15 protein-coding genes are annotated in these 21,423 nt (G+C 74.2%); 14 read left to right on the top strand and 1 reads right to left on the bottom strand.

Annotated elements, in window-relative coordinates:
• The first annotated feature begins 415 nt into the window (after window positions 1-415).
• From ACIPRD_RS27930 to ACIPRD_RS27900, 7 genes are all read left to right on the top strand, one after another.
• Window positions 416-1,561 carry a uroporphyrinogen-III synthase gene (locus tag ACIPRD_RS27930; RefSeq protein ID WP_401567062.1) on the top strand — a complete coding sequence of 382 codons (1,146 nt, stop codon included), beginning with the start codon at window positions 416-418 and terminating at the stop codon, window positions 1,559-1,561.
• A 580-nt stretch (window positions 1,562-2,141) separates the two neighbouring features.
• Window positions 2,142-2,735: a CGNR zinc finger domain-containing protein gene (locus ACIPRD_RS27925; RefSeq protein ID WP_401566934.1), complete on the top strand. Its 594-nt coding sequence runs from the start codon at window positions 2,142-2,144 to the stop codon at window positions 2,733-2,735.
• 379 nt (window positions 2,736-3,114) lie between these two features.
• A complete protein-coding gene (locus tag ACIPRD_RS27920) occupies window positions 3,115-3,699 on the top strand; it encodes a sigma-70 family RNA polymerase sigma factor (RefSeq protein WP_037932079.1) in 585 nt (194 codons plus the stop codon).
• Between the two features lie 59 nt (window positions 3,700-3,758).
• Entirely contained in the window at window positions 3,759-4,523 is a 765-nt protein-coding gene (locus tag ACIPRD_RS27915) for a zf-HC2 domain-containing protein (protein WP_356396642.1), read from the top strand.
• A gap of 69 nt (window positions 4,524-4,592) precedes the next feature.
• Window positions 4,593-6,971 carry a HelD family protein gene (locus tag ACIPRD_RS27910; RefSeq protein WP_401566931.1) on the top strand — a complete coding sequence of 793 codons (2,379 nt, stop codon included), beginning with the start codon at window positions 4,593-4,595 and terminating at the stop codon, window positions 6,969-6,971.
• 525 nt (window positions 6,972-7,496) lie between these two features.
• Complete coding sequence (locus ACIPRD_RS27905) at window positions 7,497-8,921, top strand: NAD-dependent malic enzyme (protein ID WP_356396646.1); 1,425 nt, start codon at window positions 7,497-7,499, stop codon at window positions 8,919-8,921.
• 397 nt (window positions 8,922-9,318) lie between these two features.
• A complete protein-coding gene (locus ACIPRD_RS27900; RefSeq protein WP_018549700.1) occupies window positions 9,319-9,600 on the top strand; it encodes an HU family DNA-binding protein in 282 nt (93 codons plus the stop codon).
• 221 nt (window positions 9,601-9,821) lie between these two features.
• Here the strand turns inward: ACIPRD_RS27900 and murA are convergent, their stop codons facing one another.
• Window positions 9,822-11,168 carry a UDP-N-acetylglucosamine 1-carboxyvinyltransferase gene (murA, locus tag ACIPRD_RS27895; RefSeq protein WP_356396650.1) on the bottom strand — a complete coding sequence of 449 codons (1,347 nt, stop codon included), beginning with the start codon at window positions 11,166-11,168 and terminating at the stop codon, window positions 9,822-9,824.
• Window positions 11,169-11,511: 343 nt separating this feature from the next.
• On the opposite strand from murA, the gene ACIPRD_RS27890 reads away from it, so the two are divergent.
• From ACIPRD_RS27890 to ACIPRD_RS27860, 7 genes are all read left to right on the top strand, one after another.
• Window positions 11,512-12,084, top strand: a complete 573-nt coding sequence (locus tag ACIPRD_RS27890) for a YqgE/AlgH family protein (RefSeq protein ID WP_356398994.1) — start codon at window positions 11,512-11,514, stop codon at window positions 12,082-12,084.
• Window positions 12,085-12,113: 29 nt separating this feature from the next.
• Window positions 12,114-12,395: a DUF3039 domain-containing protein gene (locus tag ACIPRD_RS27885; RefSeq protein WP_018549697.1), complete on the top strand. Its 282-nt coding sequence runs from the start codon at window positions 12,114-12,116 to the stop codon at window positions 12,393-12,395.
• Window positions 12,396-12,647: 252 nt separating this feature from the next.
• Entirely contained in the window at window positions 12,648-14,267 is a 1,620-nt protein-coding gene (locus ACIPRD_RS27880; RefSeq protein WP_401566929.1) for a beta-N-acetylhexosaminidase, read from the top strand.
• A gap of 233 nt (window positions 14,268-14,500) precedes the next feature.
• Window positions 14,501-15,394 carry an FAD binding domain-containing protein gene (locus tag ACIPRD_RS27875; protein WP_356396655.1) on the top strand — a complete coding sequence of 298 codons (894 nt, stop codon included), beginning with the start codon at window positions 14,501-14,503 and terminating at the stop codon, window positions 15,392-15,394.
• Window positions 15,391-17,427, top strand: coding sequence for a 2Fe-2S iron-sulfur cluster-binding protein (locus ACIPRD_RS27870; protein ID WP_401566927.1), 2,037 nt, complete (start codon window positions 15,391-15,393; stop codon window positions 17,425-17,427). Before ACIPRD_RS27875 ends, ACIPRD_RS27870 begins: the two co-directional genes overlap by 4 nt.
• Window positions 17,424-19,742 carry a molybdopterin cofactor-binding domain-containing protein gene (locus ACIPRD_RS27865; protein WP_356396661.1) on the top strand — a complete coding sequence of 773 codons (2,319 nt, stop codon included), beginning with the start codon at window positions 17,424-17,426 and terminating at the stop codon, window positions 19,740-19,742. The genes ACIPRD_RS27870 and ACIPRD_RS27865 overlap by 4 nt, the downstream gene beginning before the upstream one ends.
• A gap of 502 nt (window positions 19,743-20,244) precedes the next feature.
• Window positions 20,245-21,408 carry an SUKH-4 family immunity protein gene (locus ACIPRD_RS27860; protein ID WP_401566924.1) on the top strand — a complete coding sequence of 388 codons (1,164 nt, stop codon included), beginning with the start codon at window positions 20,245-20,247 and terminating at the stop codon, window positions 21,406-21,408.
• Window positions 21,409-21,423: the final 15 nt, after the last annotated feature.

Below are 21,423 nucleotides of genomic sequence, written 5' to 3'. Positions count from 1 at the left end.
GTCCCGTACAGGCCGCCCGCGTCCGGCCAGTGCCCGTGTCCGTGGGCGTGGGTGAGGCCGGGCCGGGCCGTGTGCAAGTCTGAGGCGACACCGGCGACATGCCGTCGGACCGGGCCTGCCGGCAGCCGTCGGGCCGCCCGGTCCGGCACACGGGCCAGGCAGGAGGGCCATGGACGACGAACAGCCGCGATCCGGACCGGAGCACGGCCCACCGGACCACGGAGCCTCGGATCACGGCCTACCGGACCACGTAACCCCGGACCGCGAAACTCCGGGTCATGGAGCGCCGGACCACGTAACCCCGGACCACGTAGCGCCGGCGAGGGAACTCCCGGAGCACCGTCGCCCCGAGCCCGAGCCCGCGCCCGAGCCCCAGCCCGGGCCCCCGGAGTCGGGGCCGCCCGAAACCGGTCCCCTGGAGTCCGGGCCGCCGGCGCCCGGGCCCCTCACCGGGTTCACGGTCGGGGTCACCGCCGCGCGCCGCGCCGACGAGCTGATCGCGCTGCTCCGGCGGCGCGGCGCCACCGTGCTGCACGCGCCCGCGCTGCGCACCGTGCCGCTCGCCGACGACAGCGAACTGCGGGCCGCCACCGAGGAGATCGCCGGCCGGGCCCCGGACGTGGTCGTGGTGACCACCGCCGTCGGCTTCCGGGGCTGGACCGAGGCCGCCGACGGCTGGGGCCTCGGCGAACGGCTGCTGGCGCGGCTGGGGGAGACCGAACTGCTGGCGCGCGGCCCCAAGGTCAAGGGCGCCGTCCGGGCCGCCGGTCTGACCGAGGACTGGTCGCCGTCCGGCGAGTCCATGGCCGAGGTGCTCGACAGGCTCCTGGAGCAGGGCGTGGACGGCCGCCGGATCGCCGTCCAGCTGCACGGGGAGTCGCTGCCGGAGTTCACCGAGGCGCTGCGCTCCGCCGGCGCCGAGGTGGTGCCGGTGCCCGTGTACCGGTGGCTGCCGCCCGAGGACATCGGGCCCCTGGACCTGCTGCTGGACGCGGCCGTCTCGCACGGTCTGGACGCGATCACCTTCACGAGTGCCCCCGCCGTGGCCTCCCTGCTGTCCCGCGCCGGTGAACGCGGGCTCCTGGACGGCCTCCTGGCCGCCCTCGGCCACGACGTGCTGCCCGCCTGCGTCGGACCCGTCACCGCGCGGCCCCTGCGGGCACGGGGCCTCCAGGCCGTGCAGCCCGAGCGGTTCCGGCTCGGTCCGCTGGTCCAGCTGCTCTGCCGCGAACTGCCCGCACGGGCGACGGTGCTGCCGGTCGCCGGGCGCACGGTCGAGATCAGGGGGCACGCGGTGCTCGTCGACGGCGAGCCGAGGCCGGTGCCACCCGCCGGGATGGCCCTGCTGCGCGCGCTGTCCCGGCGGCCGGGCTGGGTCGTGCCCCGCACCGAGCTGCTCCGGGCGCTGCCGGGCACCGGGCGCGACGAGCACGCGGTGGAGACGGCGGTGGCCCGGCTGCGTACGGCACTCGGGGCGCCGGAGCTGATCCGGACGGTGGTGAAGCGCGGGTACCGGCTGGCGGTGGACCCCCGGGCGGAAGCGGAACACGCCGGCGGCTGAGCTGCCCCCACCGGGCCGCCGCAGCCGCACACGGCCCGCCACCCCCGCGCGCGGCCGCACGCTCCCCGGCAGCCCGGCAGCCCGGCAGCCCGGCAGCCCGGCAGCCCGGCAGCCCGGCGGCCCGGCGGCCCGGCGGCCCGGCAGCCCGGCAGCCCGGCAGCCCGGCGCCCGGGGCCGCATGCTTCCCGGTGGCCGGTGGCCGGTGGCCGGTGGCCGGTGGCCGGTGGCCGGTGGCCGGTGGCCGGTGGCCGGTGGCCGGTGGCCGGTGGTCCGGCCGTCCGGCGTCGCCGCCCCCCGTGGCCGCACGCTCCCCGGCAGCCCGGCGCCCCCGCAGCCGCCCGCCGCCCCCGTGGCCGCACGCTCCCCGGCAGCCCGCCGCCCCCGCCGCCGCTCGCCGCACGCCGCACACGGAGCCGCCAGCCGCCCCCGCCCACCGCACCCGCCCGTCGCCTTCCGCGGCGCCCGGTGGCGGATCGGTGTCGGGAACCGCGGTACGAGGGGTTCCGGTGCCGGGTGCGGGCGGGCACTGTGGGAGGGCAAGCGGACTCCACGCCGAGTGACCCTGGGCGGTGACGGACACATGGCACTGGCTGCGGCCACGGACCCGTACGAGCTGCGGTTCGACGCCGGACGGATCTGCCTGGACCTGCTCGCGACCGCGTACCCCTCGGAACGCCTCGACGGCGTCGACCCGTTGCGCGCGTGGATCACCGGTGCCGGTCTCGTGCCCGCACGCACCCCGCTGGGCCACGCGGACGCCTCCTGGCCCGTCCGCTTCCGGGAACTCCGCGACGACATCGGACGGTTGGTCCGTGATTCCGCCGCGGCCGATCCGGTGCCGTGCGCGAGCGCGCTCGGCCGGGTCAACGAGACCGCGTACGCCGCGCCACCGGTGCCGCGCGCGGTCCGCGAGCGGGACGGCACCCTGGTGCGGGAGCTGGCCGGGGCTCCCGCGTGCGCCGCGCTGCTCGCCGTCGTCGCACGGGACGCAGTGGAGCTGCTCACCGACCCCGTGGCGCGGGCCGCGGTGCGGCAGTGCGAGGGGGACAACTGCCCCCTCGTGTACCTCGACACGTCCCGTGGGCGCAGACGGCGCTGGTGCTCCAGCGAGGTCTGCGGGAACCGGGAGCGGGTGGCACGGCACCGGCGGCGCGCCGCCCTCGCGCGCGCCTGAGGCGCCGAAGCGGGCCGAGGGCAGGACCGAGGACGGGAACCCGAACGGGACCGAAGAGGGCCGAGGGCAGGACCGAGCAGGGACCGAGGAGGGAGCGAGAGGGGCCGACGCGGCCCGCTCGGCCCCGCCAAGTGCCCCGTGACGTGCGTGATTTAGGTAACACCGCATCCGGCCAGGGGTTTCCCGCGCTCATGTCCGTCGGACCACAACACTGCTGACGATGTGTCGTAAATGTAAAGATCGGGCGCGGAGAATGTGTACGCATGTCCCGCTCGTCACACCACCCCCAAGAAAAATGCTCCACAGGTTTGAACAACACACGTCCCTGTTCCGTACGGATGGGCGAGCGACCGACTGGGGGAACCCCCGGACACCGGAGGTGGGCGTGCGCAAGGATGCGGCCGTGGCCAATGAACGTGGATCGAGGGCCCGACATCGCATGTCTTCACAGCCCTCGGAACCTGATGAGGAGCTGATGCGTGCTCTGTACCGCGAGCACGCCGGACCTCTCCTCGCGTATGTCCTCAGGCTGGTGGCCGGAGACCGGCAGCGCGCCGAGGACGTCGTACAGGAAACCCTCATCCGTGCCTGGAAGAACGCCGGTCAGCTCAATCGGGCGACCGGTTCGGTACGCCCCTGGCTGGTGACGGTCGCGCGCCGCATCGTCATCGACGGCCACCGCAGCCGGCAGGCCCGGCCGCAGGAGGTCGATCCGTCGCCGCTGGAGGTCATCCCCGCGGAGGACGAGATCGACAAGGCGCTGTGGCTGATGACGCTGTCGGACGCGCTCGACGACCTGACCCCGGCCCACCGGGAGGTCCTCGTCGAGACCTATTTCAAGGGGCGTACCGTCAACGAGGCGGCCCAGACCCTGGGCATACCCAGCGGCACCGTCCGCTCACGGGTGTTCTACGCCCTGCGTTCGATGAAGCTGGCACTGGAGGAGCGGGGGGTGACGGCGTGATGAGCGGATACGGGGGAATGCAAGGATTCGGCACGGGTGGTACGGGTATGTCTGGCCGCATGCAGGGATCTCCAGCGCCGAACGAACACGAGACCGTCGGCGCCTACGCGCTCGGGATCCTCGACGATGCCGAGGCGACCGCCTTCGAGGCCCACCTCGCCGGCTGCGAGTGGTGCGCCCAGCAGCTCGACGAGCTGGCCGGGATGGAACCGATGCTCGCCGCCCTCGCGGACCTCCCGGAGACCGGGAGCACGCCCGCGCTAGGCGAGTCGCTGTCCGCGCGGCCCAGCCCGCGGCTGGTGGAGCGGCTGGTCGACGACGTCTCCGAGCGCCGGGCGCAGAAGCGGCGCAAGAGCTTCTACATGATCGCGGCCGCTGCCGCGCTGATCATCGCCGGCCCGGTCGGCGTCATGGCGGTCGGCAGTGGCGGGGACTCGGGTCAGACGGCCACACCGCTGGCGGCCGGCCCCGCGCAGACGTTCGCCAAGATGACCGACAAGGTCTCCGGCTCGGACACCGCCACCGGCGTGTCCGCCACCGTCGCCATGGACGAGAAGAACTGGGGCACCGACACCGTTCTCCAGCTCAAGGGCGTCAAGGGACCGCTCAAGTGCTCCCTGGTCGCGGTCGCCAAGAACGGCGAACGCCAGACGCTCGGTTCCTGGTCCGTCGGCAAGTGGGGCTACGGCATGCCCGACGCGCCGACCCAGGAGGCCAAGAACCCGCTGTACGTCGGCGGCGGCACCGCTCTGAAGCCCGGCGAGATCGACCACTTCGAGGTGATGACCTTCGAAGGGAAGAAGCTCGTCCAGGTGGACGCGTAGCCGCCGTAGCTTTGCCGGGTCCCCTTCGCGTACGGTTGACGGCTGCCCAGCACGTCAGAAGGGGGCCCGGTGGCCGCTCAGGTTCAGCAGTCCGCGGTCGGCTCGGTACACGGCGCACAGGACTCCGTGCGCGACCGAGAGATCAGCGTCGAGCAGGAACATCTGGACCGGGTGTACCGGCGCCTCGAGGAGAAGATCCACGAGGCCGAGTTCCTGATGCACGACGCTGCCCAGCGCGGCCAGGTGGGCACACCCGGCGCGCTGGCCGAGCGCGACGCGCAGGTCTTCCGCGCCGGTGTCCACCTGAACCGGCTCAACAACGAGTTCGAGGACTTCCTCTTCGGCCGCATCGACCTGCTCCTCGGCAAGGACGGCAAGAAGGGCCCCGACGGCGCCTACACGGCCGTCGAGCCCGTGGAGGGCGCCGTCCGGCCCGACAGCACCGCCGACATCGCCGAGACCCTGCACATCGGCCGGATCGGCGTCCTCGACGAGGACTTCTCCCCGCTGGTCATCGACTGGCGGGCCCCGGCCGCCGCGCCGTTCTACCGCTCCACCCCGGTCGACCCCGGCCGGGTCGTACGCCGCCGTGTCATCCGCTCCAAGGGCCGCAAGGTCCTCGGCGTCGAGGACGACCTGATGCGCCCCGAGCTGAAGGCCTCCCTCGACGGCCGCGAACTGGCCGTCATCGGGGACGGCGCCCTCATGGCCGCCCTCGGCCAGGCCCGCAGCCACACCATGCGGGACATCGTCTCCTCCATCCAGGCCGAGCAGGACCTGGTGATCCGCGCCCCCGCCGCCTCCGTCACCTACGTCGAGGGCGGCCCCGGCACCGGCAAGACCGCCGTCGCCCTGCACCGCGCCGCCTACCTGCTCTACCAGGACCGCAGACGGTACTCCGGCGGGATCCTGATCGTCTCGCCGACGCCGCTGCTGGTCGCCTACACCGAGGGCGTGCTGCCCTCCCTGGGCGAGGAGGGCCAGGTCGCCATCCGCGCCATCGGCTCCCTCGTCGACGGCGTGGAGGCCACGCTGTACGACTCTCCCGCGGTGGCCCGCGCCAAGGGCTCGTACCGCATGCTGAAGGTGCTGCGGAAGGCCGCCCGCGGCGCGCTGGAGCTGGGCCGGGGCGGCGGCGCGCCGGCCGGACAGCTCGCCCTGGACGACGACGAGGACGCCGTCGCCCCCGGTACCCCCGCGGGGCCGCCGGACCGGCTCCGCGTGGTCGCCTTCGGCCGCCGCCTCGAAGTCGAGGCCGACGAGCTGGAACGCATCCGCCGCAACGCCCTCGGCGGCACCGCGCCCGTGAACCTGCTGCGCCCGCGTGCCCGCAAGCTGCTGCTGGACGCCCTGTGGGCGAAGTCCGGCGCCTCCGGCCGGCACTCCGACCCGGAACTGGCCGCCGAGCTGCGCTCCTCCTTCGACGAGGACGTCACCAGCGAGGACTCCTTCACCGGCTTCCTCGACACCTGGTGGCCCGAACTGACCCCGAAGGCCGTCCTCACCGCCATGGCCGACGAGAGGCGGCTCGGCCGCTGGGCCCGGCGGATCCTCAACCCCGGCGAGGTCCGCAAGGTCGCCCGCTCGCTCCGGCGCGAGGGCCACTCCGTGCACGACATCGCCATGCTGGACGAGCTCCAGGCGATCCTCGGTGTCCCGGCGCGCCCCCGCAGGAAGCGCGAACTCGACCCGCTGGACCAGCTCACCGGCCTGGAGGAGCTGATGCCGGTGCGCGAGGAGACCCAGCGCGAGCGGGCCGAACGGCTCGCGCAGGAACGCACCGAGTACGCCCACGTCATCGTCGACGAGGCGCAGGACCTCACGCCCATGCAGTGGCGCATGGTCGGCCGCCGCGGCCGGCACGCCACCTGGACGGTCGTCGGCGACCCCGCCCAGTCCTCCTGGTCCGACCCGGACGAGGCCGCCGAGGCCCGCGACGAGGCCCTCGGCACCCGCCCCCGGCGCCGCTTCGAGCTCACCGTGAACTACCGCAACCCCGCGGAGATCGCCGAGCTGGCCGCCAAGGTCCTCGCCCTGGCCATGCCCGGCTCCACGTCGCCCTCCGCCGTACGCTCCACCGGCGTCCAGCCGCGCTTCGCGGTCGTGGAGGGCTCCCTGGAACGGACCGTCCGCGCCGAGGCCGCGCGGCTGCTCGACCTGGTCGACGGCACCGTCGGCGTCGTCGTCGCCATGAACCGGCGCGAGGAGGCCCGGCGCTGGCTGGCCGGGCTCGGCGACCGGGTGGTGGCCCTCGGCAGCCTGGAGGCCAAGGGGCTGGAGTACGACGCGACGGTGGTCGTCTCCCCGGCGGAGATCGCCGACGAGTCCCCGGCCGGCCTGCGCGTGCTGTACGTCGCGCTGACCCGCGCCACCCAGCAGCTGACCGTGGTCTCCGGCGAACGGGACGAGCCCGACGCGGCCGGGATGCCCGACCTGCTCAGGGACTGAGCCGCCGGGAACGGCCGTGGGACCGCGCCCGCGCGCCACGGCCCGTTCCCCCGAACTCCGTACAACAGGAATGAAGGCCGGCATCCGTTTGTTAGCCTTGACGTGGCACCGGCTCGATCCAAGCCCCCGGGCCCAACCTTCGTCCCTACGAGGGACCACTTGCCGCGAGGCGAGCATGGCGGGTCGGTGTCATGAACGTACGAGAGGCCCACGTCACTTCGGTGGCGTGGGCCTCTTCGTTCTCCCTGGCCGCCCCGCCCCGCCCCGCCTCGCCCCGCCGCTCCCGGCCGGTCTGTGACGGCCGGTCCTCTGTGACGTGCGCCTCCTCCGCGGGCCCCGCCGCCGGTGCCGTCCGCACCGCCCGCCGGCCCGCGCGCCGTCTCTCGTATGGTGGAAGGGCCGTTCCGGAACCACGCGCCCGGTGTGAACAAAACGTCCGCAACCCCGGACGACTAACACGTACTCGGGGGTAGGTGCGACGATCGGACGGCACAACTCGCGACACGGTGAAAGAGGAAGTCGGCCATGGCAACGGCGCCCAGCGTCTCCTACTCGATGACGATCCGGCTGGAGGTGCCCGCGAGCGGAACGGCCGTCTCGCAGCTCACCACCGCTGTGGAGTCCTCCGGAGGCTCGGTGACCGGCCTCGACGTGACCGCCTCCGGTCACGAGAAGCTCCGCATCGACGTCACCATCGCGGCCACCTCCACCGCGCACGCCGACGAGATCGTGCAGGGTCTGCGCGGCATCGACGGCGTGACCCTCGGCAAGGTCTCGGATCGCACCTTCCTGATGCACCTCGGCGGCAAGATCGAGATGCAGTCCAAGCACCCCATCCGCAACCGTGACGATCTCTCCATGATCTACACGCCGGGTGTGGCCCGCGTCTGCATGGCGATCGCCGAGAACCCCGAGGACGCCCGCCGCCTCACCATCAAGCGCAACTCCGTTGCGGTCGTGACGGACGGCTCCGCGGTGCTCGGCCTCGGCAACATCGGCCCCAAGGCCGCGCTGCCCGTCATGGAGGGCAAGGCGGCCCTCTTCAAGCGCTTCGCCGGCATCGACGCCTGGCCGATCTGCCTGGACACCCAGGACACCGACGCGATCGTCGAGATCGTCAAGGCGATCGCCCCCGGGTTCGCCGGCATCAACCTCGAGGACATCTCCGCGCCCCGCTGCTTCGAGATCGAGGCCCGCCTGCGCGAGGCCCTCGACATCCCGGTCTTCCACGACGACCAGCACGGCACCGCGATCGTCGTCCTCGCCGCCCTCACCAACGCGCTGCGCGTCACGGGCAAGGCGATCGAGAACATCCGCGTCGTCATGTCGGGCGCCGGCGCCGCCGGCACGGCCATCCTCAAGCTGCTGCTCGCGGCCGGTGTGAAGAACGCCGTCGTCGCCGACATCCAGGGTGTCGTGCACTCCGGCCGCGGGGACCTGGTGGACGCCCCGGCCGACTCCCCGCTGCGCTGGATCGCCGACAACACCAACCCCGAGGGCCTGACCGGCACCCTCAAGGAGGCCGTGCGCGGCGCCGACGTCTTCATCGGCGTCTCCGCCCCGAACGTCCTCGACGGCGACGACGTGGCCGCCATGGCGGACGACGCGATCGTGTTCGCGCTCGCGAACCCGGACCCCGAGGTCGACCCGGCAATCGCCCGTCAGACGGCGGCAGTTGTGGCCACCGGCCGCTCCGACTTCCCCAACCAGATCAACAACGTGCTGGTCTTCCCGGGTGTCTTCCGCGGCCTGCTCGACGCCCAGTCCCGCACGGTCAACACCGACATGATGCTCGCCGCCGCGCAGGCCCTGGCCAGCGTGGTGAGCGAGGACGAGCTCAACGCGAACTACATCATCCCGAGCGTCTTCAACGACCGCGTCGCGGGCGCGGTGGCCGGGGCGGTGCGCGACGCCGCCCGGGCCGCGGGAGCGGCCGTCTCGGCCGAGTAGGACGTGCCGGCCGGGCGCCGGACCCGCCCGGCCGGGGTCCGGCACCGCCCGTACGGGTGGGGCCGGTACCGCCCGTACGGGTGGGTCCGTACGGCCGTGTCGGCGAGCGCCGAACGGCTTGATTTCGCCGCCCTGTACTGTGTCGTGGTCGTGAGGATCGATGCGGCAGCGCCCTTCGTACCGGCGCGTCGCGGAACCCCCGACCACCGGGCGCCCTCTAGGGTGACGGCCGAGCAGGCTCTCTTCGTGTGACTCCCTAGGGTGTTCTCACGACTCCTACGGGTGCCGGATTGGCTTTCCCGCCGCTGGTAGGGGCAGGATGCGTCCCTGGGCGCGAGCGCATCGGCATCGATCTCACCTCACGCCTCAATGGCAAGAAGAACACGGGAGTAACAACATGAACCGCAGTGAGCTGGTGGCCGCGCTGGCCGACCGCGCCGAGGTGACCCGCAAGGACGCCGACGCCGTTCTGGCCGCGTTCGCCGAGGTCGTCGGCGACATCGTCTCCAAGGGCGACGAGAAGGTCACCATCCCCGGCTTCCTGACCTTCGAGCGCACCCACCGTGCCGCTCGTACCGCGCGCAACCCGCAGACCGGTGAGCCCATCAACATCCCGGCCGGCTTCAGCGTGAAGGTCTCCGCGGGCTCGAAGCTCAAGGAAGCGGCCAAGGGCAAGTAAGCGCTCCGCCGGTGGTGCCGGTCCGCTGAGGCTCGTGGGTGACCACGGGCTCGGGGCCGGAGCTCGGCCGACGACGCCGTATGGGCGGCTCTCCTGCGAAGGGGGGCCGCCCATTCGTCTGCCCCCGGGCGGGGCCGAGAAGGGGCCGTCGCCGCGCGCGCACGAAAAGGGGCCGTCTCTCCGCGTGCGGCGGAGAGACGGCCCCTTCCGGGTTCCTGTGACTAGCCCAGGGCCTTGCCCGGGAGCTCCACCTTGGCGCCGAGTTCCACGAGCTTCTCCATGAAGTTCTCGTAGCCGCGGTTGATCAGGTCGATGCCGTGGACCCGGGAGGTGCCCTCGGCGGCCAGGGCCGCGATGAGGTACGAGAAGCCGCCGCGCAGGTCGGGGATGACCAGGTCGGCGCCCTGCAGCTTGGTCGGGCCGGAGACGACCGCCGAGTGCAGGAAGTTGCGCTGGCCGAAGCGGCAGTCCGAGCCGCCCAGGCACTCGCGGTAGAGCTGGATGTGCGCGCCCATCTGGTTCAGCGCGGAGGTGAAGCCGAGCCGGGACTCGTACACCGTCTCGTGGACGATGGACAGGCCCGTGGCCTGCGTCAGGGCCACCACCAGGGGCTGCTGCCAGTCGGTCTGGAAACCGGGGTGCACGTCCGTCTCCAGCGCGATGGACTTCAGCTGGCCGCCCGGGTGCCAGAAACGGATGCCCTCGTCGTCGATCTCGAAGGCACCGCCCACCTTCCGGTAGGTGTTCAGGAACGTCATCATCGAGCGCTGCTGGGCGCCGCGGACGTAGATGTTGCCGCCGGTCGCCAGCGCCGCCGACGCCCAGGACGCGGCCTCCAGGCGGTCCGAGAGGGCGCGGTGGGTGTAGCCGCCGAGCTTGTCCACACCGGTGATGCGGATCGTGCGGTCGGTGTCCATCGCGATGATCGCGCCCATCTTCTGCAGCACGCAGATGAGGTCCTCGATCTCCGGCTCGACGGCCGCGTTGGACAGCTCCGTGACGCCCTCGGCGAGCACGGCCGTCAGCAGGACCTGCTCGGTCGCGCCGACGGACGGGTAGGGCAGCCGGATCTTCGTGCCGCGCAGGCGCTGCGGCGCCTCCAGGTACTGTCCGTCGGCCCGCTTCTCGATGACCGCGCCGAACTGCCGCAGCACCTCGAAGTGGAAGTCGATGGGCCGGCCGCCGATGTCGCAGCCGCCCAGCCCCGGGATGAACGCGTGCCCCAGCCGGTGCAGCAGCGGACCGCAGAACAGGATCGGGATGCGGCTGGATCCGGCGTGGGCATCGATGTCGGCGACGTTGGCGCTCTCGACGTGCGACGGGTCGAGGACCAGCTCGCCGGGCTCCTCGCCCGGGCGGACCGTCACGCCGTGCAGCTGGAGCAGGCCGCGCACGACGCGCACGTCACGGATGTCCGGGACATTGCGCAGGCGGCTCGGCTCGCTGCCCAGCAGGGCGGCGACCATGGCCTTCGGCACGAGGTTCTTCGCGCCGCGGACACGGATCTCGCCCTCCAGCGGGGTTCCGCCATGGACAAGCAGTACGTCGTCAGAGCCGTTGACGGTCATGAATCTCGCGTTCCGATGAGTCGGGCAGGGGCCGGCCGATCACTTGCAGCGGAGGCCGGGAGTGACAGGGTAATCGCCGATCGCCCCCCTCCAGTAAGCCCAACGGTCGGCCAGCCGCGTCATGGCTCTGTCACAACACGAACGGTTCCCTGCCGGGCACAAGGGGTCACCGGAACGGCGGTGCGGCGGGCCGGTACCGGGTGCGCGCCCCCGGCGCCCGCCCGCCGCACCCCGCGCTCGCGGGTGAGGGCGCCCCGCCGGCCGCCTCCGCACTCCGTGCCGCGGCCGACGCGGACCCCGATCGGCTCCCCATCCGGGGGCAAGATGCGGGATCATGTCTGGCATGACCGAGGTGTCCTCGCTCACAGGGCGGCTGCTCGTGGCGACCCCCGCCCTGGCGGACCCGAACTTCGACCGTGCGGTGGTGCTCCTCCTCGACCACGACGAGGAGGGCTCCCTCGGTGTCGTCCTCAACCGTCCCACCCCGGTGGACGTGGGCGACATCCTGGAGGCCTGGGCCGATCTCGCCGGTGAGCCCGGTGTCGTCTTCCAGGGCGGCCCCGTCTCGCTGGACTCGGCCCTCGGCGTCGCGGTCATCCCCGGCGACGCCGACGGCGACAGCGCCCCGCTGGGCTGGCGCCGGGTGCACGGCGCCATCGGCCTGGTCGACCTGGAGGCCCCGCCCGAACTGCTCGCCTCCGCCCTCGGCTCCCTGCGGATCTTCGCCGGGTACGCCGGCTGGGGGCCCGGCCAGCTGGAGGCCGAGCTGGTCGAGGGCGCCTGGTACGTCGTCGAGTCCGAACCCGGTGACGTCTCCTCCCCGGCGCCCCAGCGCCTGTGGCGCGAGGTGCTGCGCCGCCAGCGCAACGAACTGGCGATGGTGGCCACGTATCCGGACGACCCGTCGCTCAACTGACGAGGGTGAGTTTCAGTACCCTTGCTGGTATGAGCACTCTTGAGCCCGAGCGCGGGACTGGTACGGGAACCCTCGTAGAGCCGACGCCGCAGGTGTCCCACGGCGACGGCGATCACGAGCGCTTCGCCCACTACGTCCAGAAGGACAAGATCATGGCGAGTGCCCTCGACGGCACTCCCGTCGTGGCGCTGTGCGGCAAGGTGTGGGTGCCGGGCCGTGACCCGAAGAAGTACCCCGTGTGCCCCATGTGCAAGGAGATCTACGAGTCCATGAGCAGCGGCGGCGACGACAAGGGCGGCGACAAGAAGTAAGGGAGCTTCCCGGCTCCCGGCCCGCCCGGACGCGAGGAGGTCCCCGGACGCGTGACGACGCGTCCCGGGGGCCTTTGTTTCTTCCGGTTCCCGATTCGGGCCACCGATTCCGGCTCCGGATTCCGGTTTCTTGTCCGGACCGCGCCGCGGGACCTGATCGCGGGCGGTTCCTTTACTCCTCCGTGATGCCCCGCGCACGGCCCCGCCGATCTTCTCCGTCTCCTCTTGCCCCGTGATGGGTAAAGGACCGGCATGACCGAGGTGATTCCGGCACCCGCGCGGCTCCGGCGCGACCCCGCGGGGCGCCGCACGGAGATCGGCCGGGACACGGTCCTGCGGGCGGGCCCGGGGACGGAGGGCGTCGCGCGCTGGCTGCGCGCCACCGTCGGCGCGGCGACCGGGCTGCCGTTCCCGGAGAGCGGCGGCGGTGCGTGCCGTATCGAGCTGGGCATCGAGTCCGGCCTTCCCGACGAGGGCTACCGCCTCACCGCCGGCGGCGGGACGGTCGGCCTCGCGGGCGGCAGCGCGGCGGGCGTCTTCCGGGGCGCGCAGACCCTCCGCCAACTGCTCGGACCCGACGCGTTCCGCCGGGCGCCGGTGCGGCCGGACCGGGTCTGGGAGGTGCCGGAGATCACCGTCGAGGACGCCCCGCGTTTTCGCTGGCGCGGTCTGATGCTCGATGTCGCACGGCACTTCATGCCCAAGGAAGGCGTCCTGCGCTATCTGGATCTGATGGCCGCGCACAAACTCAACGTCTTTCACTTCCACTTGACGGATGATCAGGGCTGGCGGATCGAGATCGAGCGGTACCCGGAACTGGCCGGTATCGCTTCCTGGCGGCCGCGGACGAAATTCGGGCACCGCGCCTCGCCTCTGTGGGACGAGAGGCCGCACGGCGGCTGCTACACCCGGGACGACATCCGGGAGATCGTCGCCTACGCCGCCGAACGGCATATCACCGTCGTCCCCGAAATCGACGTGCCCGGCCATGCGCAGGCGGCCGTCGCCGCCCGTCCGGAACTCGGCAACACCGACGCCGTCGACACCCGGGCCGTCTCCGTCTGGGACGACTGGGGGATCTCCCCGAACGTGCTGGCCCCCACCGACGCGGCCCTGCGGTTCTGCGAGGGGGTCCTGGAGGAGGTCCTGGAGCTCTTTCCGTCGGAATTCGTGCACATCGGGGGCGACGAGTGCCCCACGGACCAGTGGCGCCGGTCGGCCACCGCGCGGGCCCGCGCCCGCGAACTCGGGCTCGCGGACGTGGACGGGCTGCGGTCCTGGTTCACCGGGCACCTCGGCCGGTGGCTCACCGCGCGCGGACGCAGGCCGATCGGCTGGGACGAGATCCTGGACGGCGCGCTGCCCGAGGGGACCGCGGTCTGCGCCTGGCGCGGCCACGCCCGCGGCGCCGCCGCCGCGCGGGCCGGGCACGACGTCGTCATGTGCCCCGAGCAGCATGTCTACCTGGACCACCGGCAGGCGCCCGGCGAGGACGAGCCGGTGCCGGTCGGCTTCGTCCGGACGCTGGAGGACGTCTACCGGTTCGAGCCCGTGCCGGCCGGGCTGACCGGGGAGGCGGCCGGGCGCGTGCTCGGCACCCAGGCCAATCTGTGGACCGAGGTGCTGGAGGACAGCGCGCGCGTGGACTACCAGGCCTTTCCCCGGCTCGCCGCGTTCGCCGAGGTCGCCTGGAGCACGCTCCCCGCCCCGGCCGAGCGGGACTTCGCCGGCTTCGAACGCCGGATGGCCGTCCACTACCGGCGGCTCGACGCCCTCGGCGTGGCCTACCGGCCGCCCTCCGGGCCCCGGCCCTGGCAGCGGCGCCCCGGTGTCCCCGGCCGCCCGCTCCCGGGGCCGCCCCCGGACAGGTGACGGCGAACGTCCAGGGGATCACCGGGGATCACCGGGGAGAGTCAATCGGACCGCAGCGGCCATGCCGGACGAAAACGGGTCATCTCCCCGATGGGGTGGCCGAATCCCGCACCGCGGACCCCCGCGTTCGAGCCTTGCGAAGATGTGCCAGAGTTGCCACGTCCGCCCTGTGAGCACGTACCGTACGGCCACACAGGTGGGACCAGGTGGGGCAGCGGGAAGGGGCAGCCGGTTTGACCACGCACGCGCCGCAGGCGGGGCAGGCCGTCACGCTGCCCACGACACTGGACGAGGCCGTGGCGGCACTGACCGCCATGCCCACCGCGGTCCCCGTGGCCGGTGGCACCGACCTCATGGCCGCCGTCAACTCCGGCCAGCTCAGGCCCGCCGCGCTCGTCGGCCTCGGCCGCATCAGCGAGATCCGCGGCTGGCAGTACCAGGACGGTCACGCGCTGCTCGGCGCCGGCCTCACCCACGCGCGCATGGGCCGCCCGGACTTCGCGGCCCTGATCCCGGCGCTCGCCGCCGCCGCGCGCGCCGCGGGCCCGCCGCACATCCGCAACGCCGGCACCCTGGGCGGCAACATCGCCTCGGCCGCCCCCACCGGGGACGCGCTGCCGGTGCTGGCCGCCCTGGAGGCGACCCTGATCATCGCGGGCCCGGACGGAGCCGGCCGGGAGATCCCGGTCTCGCACCTGCTGGCCGGCGTGGAGATGCTGCGCGGCGGCGAACTCATCGGCTTCGTCCGCGTACCGCTGCTGCACGCCCCCCAGGTCTTCCTGAAGGCGACCGGCCGCACCGGCCCCGGCCGCGCGGCGGCCTCCGTCGCGCTGGTCCTGGACCCCGCCCGGCGCGGGGTGCGGTGCGCCGTCGGCGCCATAGCGCCGATGCCGCTGCGGCCCCTGGAGGCCGAGCAGTGGGTCGCGCAGCTCATCGACTGGGACAACGACCGCGCGCTCGTCCCCGAGGCCCTCAGCGCCTTCGGGGAGTACGTCGCCGCGGCCTGCATCCCCGACCCGGCCCCGGAGCCGGACGGCACCGTCGTCCCGCTTCCGCCCGCCGTACTGCACCTGCGGCGCACCGTCGCCGCGCTGGCCCGACGAGCACTGGGGAGGGCGCTGTCGTGACCGACGACCCGTACGGAGAGGGCGCGCCGCCGAGCGGCGGCAGCCGCTGGGACCCGCTGCCCCAGGGCGACTACGACGACGGCGCCACCGCCTTCGTCAAGCTGCCCGAGGGCGGCATCGAGGCCCTCCTGGCCGGCGACAGCCCGCTGGCCGCGCCCGGTCACGGCTATGTGCCGCCGCCGATAACGGCGCACCCCGGTGCGGGCGAGCCGGCCCACGCCGACGCCTGGGGCGCGGCCGCCGACGGCCAGGAGTGGCCCGACCCGAACGCCGTGCCGCGGGAGCAGGCCCAGGGCGACCGGTTCACCTACCCCTCCGGCGCCACCCAGCACTGGACCTACGAGGAGCCGGCCGCCCCGCAGCCCGCCCCCGGGCACGACGTCACCGGACACTGGTCCGTCCCCGTCGCGGGCGGCGATCTTCCCGACGAGTCGGGGGAGTTCACCACCTCCGCGCTGGTCGAGCAGTGGGGCGGCGTCCCGCCGGCCACGCTCCCCGGCGGCGCGCCCGCGCCCTGGGCGACCGAGGGCGCGGGGCAGCCCTGGGGACAGCCGGAGGCGGCGCCGCAGCACACCGTCCAGCCCGGACACGGCCAGGACGGCCCGCACGACGGGCATCCCGGAGGCTTCGAACACGACGGGCACGACGGGCACCCCGGAGGCTTCGAACACGACGGGCACGCCCAGCACTTCGAGCCCGCCGCGCACGACGGGCACGGCGCGCACGGCGAGGCCCACCAGGACGGCACCGCCGCGGCGCCCGGCGCGCACGGGGCCGAGGGATTCGCACCCGGCGGGTTCGCGCCCCAGGGGGCGTACGCCCAGGGTCCGGCCGGCCAGGCCCCGCCGCCCCAACCCGCCCTCGGATACCCGGACTACGCCGACGAGTACGCCGGCGACGCGGCCGGGCCGGACGAGGGCGCCGAGGACATCGCGTCGCACGGCGACGCTCCCGCGCAGGGCCCTGGAGGCCCCGCTGGCGGCCCCGCGGCCCAGGGCGCGGCCACGGAGGCCGGACCCGCCCCGCAGGCCCCGGAGGAGCCCGCCACGGCCGGCGCGCCGGCCGCCGCCGGACCGGACGGCGGACCGCACCCCTTCGGCGCCCCCGGGCTGCCCGCGGAGAGCGGCCCCCACGGCCCGGGCGAGCCGGGCGAAGAGGCCGCCCCGGCGGCACCGTTCGGCACGGCCCAGGCGCCCGCCGGCGGACCGGACGCGGGGGAGACCCCCGGCGCCCCGGACGCCGCCGAGGCCTCCGACGCGGACGCGGACGCGCCCGGCGCCGGGGACCCGGAGGCCGCCGGAGCCGAGGGCGCTGCGGAGGACGCGGCCCAGGAGCTCCCCGCCGAGGACACCGCCCCGGTCCCCCCGCACGACGACCACCCCCTCGCCTCCTACGTCCTGCGGGTCAACGGCGCCGACCGCCCCGTCACCGACGCCTGGATCGGCGAGTCCCTGCTCTACGTCCTGCGGGAGCGGCTCGGACTGGCCGGCGCCAAGGACGGCTGCTCGCAGGGCGAGTGCGGGGCGTGCAACGTGCAGGTCGACGGCCGCCTCGTGGCCTCCTGCCTCGTCCCGGCCGTCACCTCGGCCGGCAGCGAGGTCCGCACGGTCGAGGGCCTGGCCACCGACGGGCACCCCTCCGACGTGCAGCGGGCGCTCGCCCGGTGCGGGGCCGTGCAGTGCGGTTTCTGCGTGCCCGGCATGGCGATGACCCTGCACGACCTGCTGGAGGGCAACCCCGCCCCCACCGAGATGGAGACCAGGCAGGCCCTGTGCGGCAACCTGTGCCGCTGCTCGGGCTACCGGGGCGTCCTGGACGCGGTCCAGGAGGTCGTCGCCGAGCGCGAGGCGCAGCACGCCGCCGACGCCGAGGCGGACGGCGACGAGGCACGCATCCCGCACCAGGCGGGCCCCGGCGCCGGCGGCGTCAACGCCTCGGCGTTCGACACGCCCGGCGTCTTCGACAGCCCCGGCACCTACGGCACGCCCGGGCCGCACGACCCGCACTACGGCCAGGACGGAGGCCAGGCGTGAGCAACGACGCCGCCACGGCGACCCCCGCGCCCCTCGCGGCGGAACCGGCACCCGCCGCGGAGGCGCTGCCGCACGGCCTCGGCGCCTCCCTGCCGCACGCCGACGCCCGCGCCAAGACCGAGGGCACCTTCCCGTACGCGGCCGACCTGTGGGCCGAGGGCCTGCTGTGGGCGGCCGTGCTGCGCTCCCCGCACGCGCACGCCCGCATCGTGTCCATCGACACCACCCACGCGCGCGAGATGCCCGGCGTGCGGGCCGTCATCACCCACGAGGACGTGCCCGGCACCTCCCGCCACGGCCGGGGCACCCCCGACCGGCCGGTGTTCGCCTCCGAGGTCGTGCGCCACCACGGCGAGCCCATCGCCGCCGTGGCCGCCGACCACCCGGACACCGCGCGGATGGCGGCCGCCGCCGTCATCGTCGAGTACGAGGTGCTCGAACCCGTCACCGACCCCGAACTGTCCTTCGAGGCCGAGCCGTTGCACCCCGACGGCAATCTGATCCGGCACATCCCGCTGCACCACGGCGACCCGGACGCGGCCGGCGAGGTGGTCGTCGAGGGCCAGTACCGCATCGGCCGCCAGGACCCGGCCCCCATCGGCGCCGAGGCCGGCCTCGCGGTGCCGCGCCCCGACGGCGGCGTGGAGCTGTACCTGGCCTCCACCGACCCGCACACCGACCGCAACACGGCCGCCGCCTGCTACGGCCTGCCGCCCGACCAGGTCAAGATCGTCGTCACCGGGGTGCCCGGCGCCACCGCCGACCGCGAGGACCAGGGCTTCCAGCTCCCGCTCGGCCTGCTCGCCCTGCGCACCGGCTGCCCGGTGAAGCTGACCGCGACCCGCGAGGAGTCCTTCCTCGGCCACACGCACCGCCACCCGACCCTGCTGCGCTACCGCCACCACGCGGACGCCGAGGGCCGGCTGGTGAAGGTCGAGGCGCAGATCCTCCTCGACGGCGGCGCCTACGCCGACACCTCCGCCGACGCCCTCGCCGCCGCCGTCTCCTTCGCCTGCGGCCCGTACGTCGTCCCGAACGCCTTCATCGAGGGCTGGGCCGTCCGCACCAACAACCCGCCCTCCGGCCATGTGCGCGGCGAGGGCGCGATGCAGGTGTGCGCCGCCTACGAGGCGCAGATGGACAAGCTGGCCAAGAAGCTCGGCCTGGACCCGGCCGAGGTGCGGCTGCGCAACGCGCTCGCCACCGGCGACGTCCTGCCGATCGGCCAGACGGTCACCTGCCCGGCACCGGTCGCCGAACTCCTCCAGGCCGTGCGGGACTTCCCGCTCCCGGCGCTGCCCAAGGACACCCCCGAGGAGGACTGGCTGCTGCCGGGCGGCCCCGAGGGCGCGGGCGAGCCGGGCGCGGTGCGCCGGGGCGTCGGCTACGGCCTCGGCATGGTCCACATGCTCGGCGCCGAGGGCGCGGACGAGGTGTCCACGGCGACGGTCCGGGTGCACGACGGGATCGCGACCGTGCTGTGCGCCGCGGTGGAGACCGGCCAGGGCTTCACCACGCTCGCCCGGCAGATCGTCCAGGAGACGCTCGGCATCGACGAGGTGCACGTGGCGCCGGTCGACACCGACCAGCCCCCGGCCGGCCCGGGCTGCCGCGGCCGGCACACCTGGGTCTCCGGCGGCGCGGTGGAACGGGCGGCCAAGATGGTCCGCACCCAGCTGCTCCAGCCCCTGGCGCACAAGTTCGGCATGTCCACCGAGCTGCTCCAGATCACCGACGGCAAGATCACCTCGTACGACGGGGTGCTCTCGACGACCGTCGCGGAGACGATGGAGGGCAAGGAGCTGTGGGCCACGGCCCAGTGCCGCCCGCATCCGACCGAGCCGCTCGACGGCGCCGGCCAGGGCGACGCGTTCGTGGGCCTCGCCTTCTGCGCGATCCGCGCGGTCGTGGACGTCGACGTGGAGCTCGGCGCGGTCCGCGTGGTCGAGCTGGCGGTCGCCCAGGACGTCGGCCGGGTGCTCAACCCCGCCCAGCTGGCGGCCCGGATCGAGGCGGGCGTCACCCAGGGCGTGGGCATCGCGCTCACCGAGAACCTCCGTACGCCGCGGGGTCTGGTCCGTCACCCCGACCTGACCGGTTACGCTCTGCCGACCGCGCTGGACGCGCCGGACATCCGCATCGTCAAGCTCGTCGAGGAGCGGGACGTGGTCGCCCCGTTCGGCGCCAAGTCCGCCAGCGCGGTCCCGGTGGTGACCTCGCCGGCCGCGATCGCCTCCGCCGTGCGCGCGGCGACCGGCCGCCCGGTCAACCGCCTCCCCATCCGACCCCAAGCAGCAGTGGTGACACCCCAGTGACCGACGAACCCCGCTACGAGCCTCCGCCCAGCATGGGCAAGCTGTTCTTCTGGATCCTGCTGTTCGTGGTCGCGGCGCTGGCGGTGGTGCTGGGGGGCATCTACTTCACGTGAGCCCGGCTGCCCGGCGTGCGCCCGGCCGCTTCACGTGAGCGGCCCGGGTGAGCCGGCCCGCGTGGGGTGACTTGCGTGGGGTGACCCGCGTGAGGCGGGTCGGGCGTGACGGTTCTCATGCGACGGGTTTCGTGCGGCAGGGCAACGTTCGCGGGGTTCCGCGCGTCTTGTTCCGTGGGGCGCCGCCGGTCCGGCGTTGTCAGTGGGGCGGCGTACTGTCCTCATCAGTGGGGGAGCGCCGCGCGCGCCGGGTGCCCGGAGCGGCGGACCACCCCTGCCCGGGAGCCGGGAGCAGTGATTCCCGGAGCACCGGCGGAGCGCCGACAGCCGCGGGGACGGGGACCGCGGAGCCGAGGAACCGAAGAACTGAAGAAGATCGCGGGGGAGCGATGAGCACGACCGACGCCGGGATTCCGGCGATCACGCTGACCGAGGCCGAACTGGGCCGGTACGTCACGCACGCGCCGACGCGCGGCCTGCTCACCGGCCCCGGTCTGCCCGCGGACACCGGACTGCTGACCTTCTCCACCCTGCGCACCTACGGGCTGCGCAGACTGGCCGACGCCACGGACGGACCGCTGCACCTCGCGGAGGAACTGCGGGACCGCCTGGTGATCGGCGAACTGCTCAACCCGGCCGGCATGGCGCGCGAGTCGATCCTGCTCGACGGCGCCACGGGGGAGATCACCACGACGTACCTCGCCGCCCCCGCCGCGCCGCGCCCCTTCGCCCCCTCCCTGACCACCCTGCTGCGCTTCGCCGCCGTCACGGAGGAGCTGACCGGCCTGCGCGGCCGGTTCGCCTCCCTCGCCGGGCAGTACGGCCCGCGGGCCGCCACCGAGGCCTCCCGCCGGCTGCTCACCCTCTTCGAGGAGGGCACCGACGGCCGCGTGCCCGCGTACTGGAAGGCGGCCGCCCTCATCCGCCCGCTGTCCCTCGTCGCGGGCCCCGGCACCGCGTCGGGCGGTCTCGCGCTGGAGGTCCCGGCCCGCCTCCTGGACCAGGAGTTCGGCCAGGGCCGCGTGGCCCGCTTCGAGGACGTCGACTTCCCGGCCACGCTCACCCACGAGCCGACCCGCCGCTTCCTGCGGGACACCGGCCTGCCGGAGGAGGCGGTCCTCTTCCACGCGGACGCGGACGCGCCGCTGCCCACCCTCACCGAGTACGTCACCGGCGACTGCGCCGGGACCCGCCCGCTCCCGGAGCTCCCCGCGCACGCGGACCACCTGATCCGCCTGGGCCGCCTGATCGAGGACACCAGCCTGGTGGTCGACGGCAGGACCGGCGCGGTCCTCACCTTCAGCGAGTCCGGGGCGACGCTCCACCCGCTCAACACGGACGTCTCCACGCTGGCTTTCACGCTCTGGCTCCTCCACCACGAGCGCACCATCGACGAACACCTGGCCAACGAGCTGACGACCGCGGCCTACGACCAGCTCGCCGCCGCCATGCTCCACACCCTGACGACCCTCGACCCCACGGGCCTGTCCCCGGACGCCCACTGGCACTACTGGACGCGCCTGCTCCAGGACGAGGCGGGCGGAGCGCTCTGAGCGCCCCCGCGGACG

The organism is Streptomyces sp. NPDC090108 (assembly GCF_044747185.1).
Classification (GTDB): domain Bacteria; phylum Actinomycetota; class Actinomycetes; order Streptomycetales; family Streptomycetaceae; genus Streptomyces.
This window is presented reverse-complemented; position numbering and strand designations above follow the sequence as displayed.

What these genes read in the sequence shown, in the direction of transcription:
- ACIPRD_RS27925 (WP_401566934.1), top strand. Translation starts at nt 2,142, where the DNA reads ATGGCACTGGCTGCGGCCACGGACCCGTACGAGCTGCGGTTCGACGCC.
- ACIPRD_RS27915 (WP_356396642.1), top strand. Translation starts at nt 3,759, where the DNA reads ATGCAGGGATCTCCAGCGCCGAACGAACACGAGACCGTCGGCGCCTAC.
- ACIPRD_RS27905 (WP_356396646.1), top strand. Translation starts at nt 7,497, where the DNA reads ATGGCAACGGCGCCCAGCGTCTCCTACTCGATGACGATCCGGCTGGAG.
- ACIPRD_RS27900 (WP_018549700.1), top strand. Translation starts at nt 9,319, where the DNA reads ATGAACCGCAGTGAGCTGGTGGCCGCGCTGGCCGACCGCGCCGAGGTG.
- murA (WP_356396650.1), bottom strand. Translation starts at nt 11,168, where the DNA reads ATGACCGTCAACGGCTCTGACGACGTACTGCTTGTCCATGGCGGAACC.
- ACIPRD_RS27890 (WP_356398994.1), top strand. Translation starts at nt 11,512, where the DNA reads ATGACCGAGGTGTCCTCGCTCACAGGGCGGCTGCTCGTGGCGACCCCC.
- ACIPRD_RS27885 (WP_018549697.1), top strand. Translation starts at nt 12,114, where the DNA reads ATGAGCACTCTTGAGCCCGAGCGCGGGACTGGTACGGGAACCCTCGTA.
- ACIPRD_RS27880 (WP_401566929.1), top strand. Translation starts at nt 12,648, where the DNA reads ATGACCGAGGTGATTCCGGCACCCGCGCGGCTCCGGCGCGACCCCGCG.
- ACIPRD_RS27860 (WP_401566924.1), top strand. Translation starts at nt 20,245, where the DNA reads ATGAGCACGACCGACGCCGGGATTCCGGCGATCACGCTGACCGAGGCC.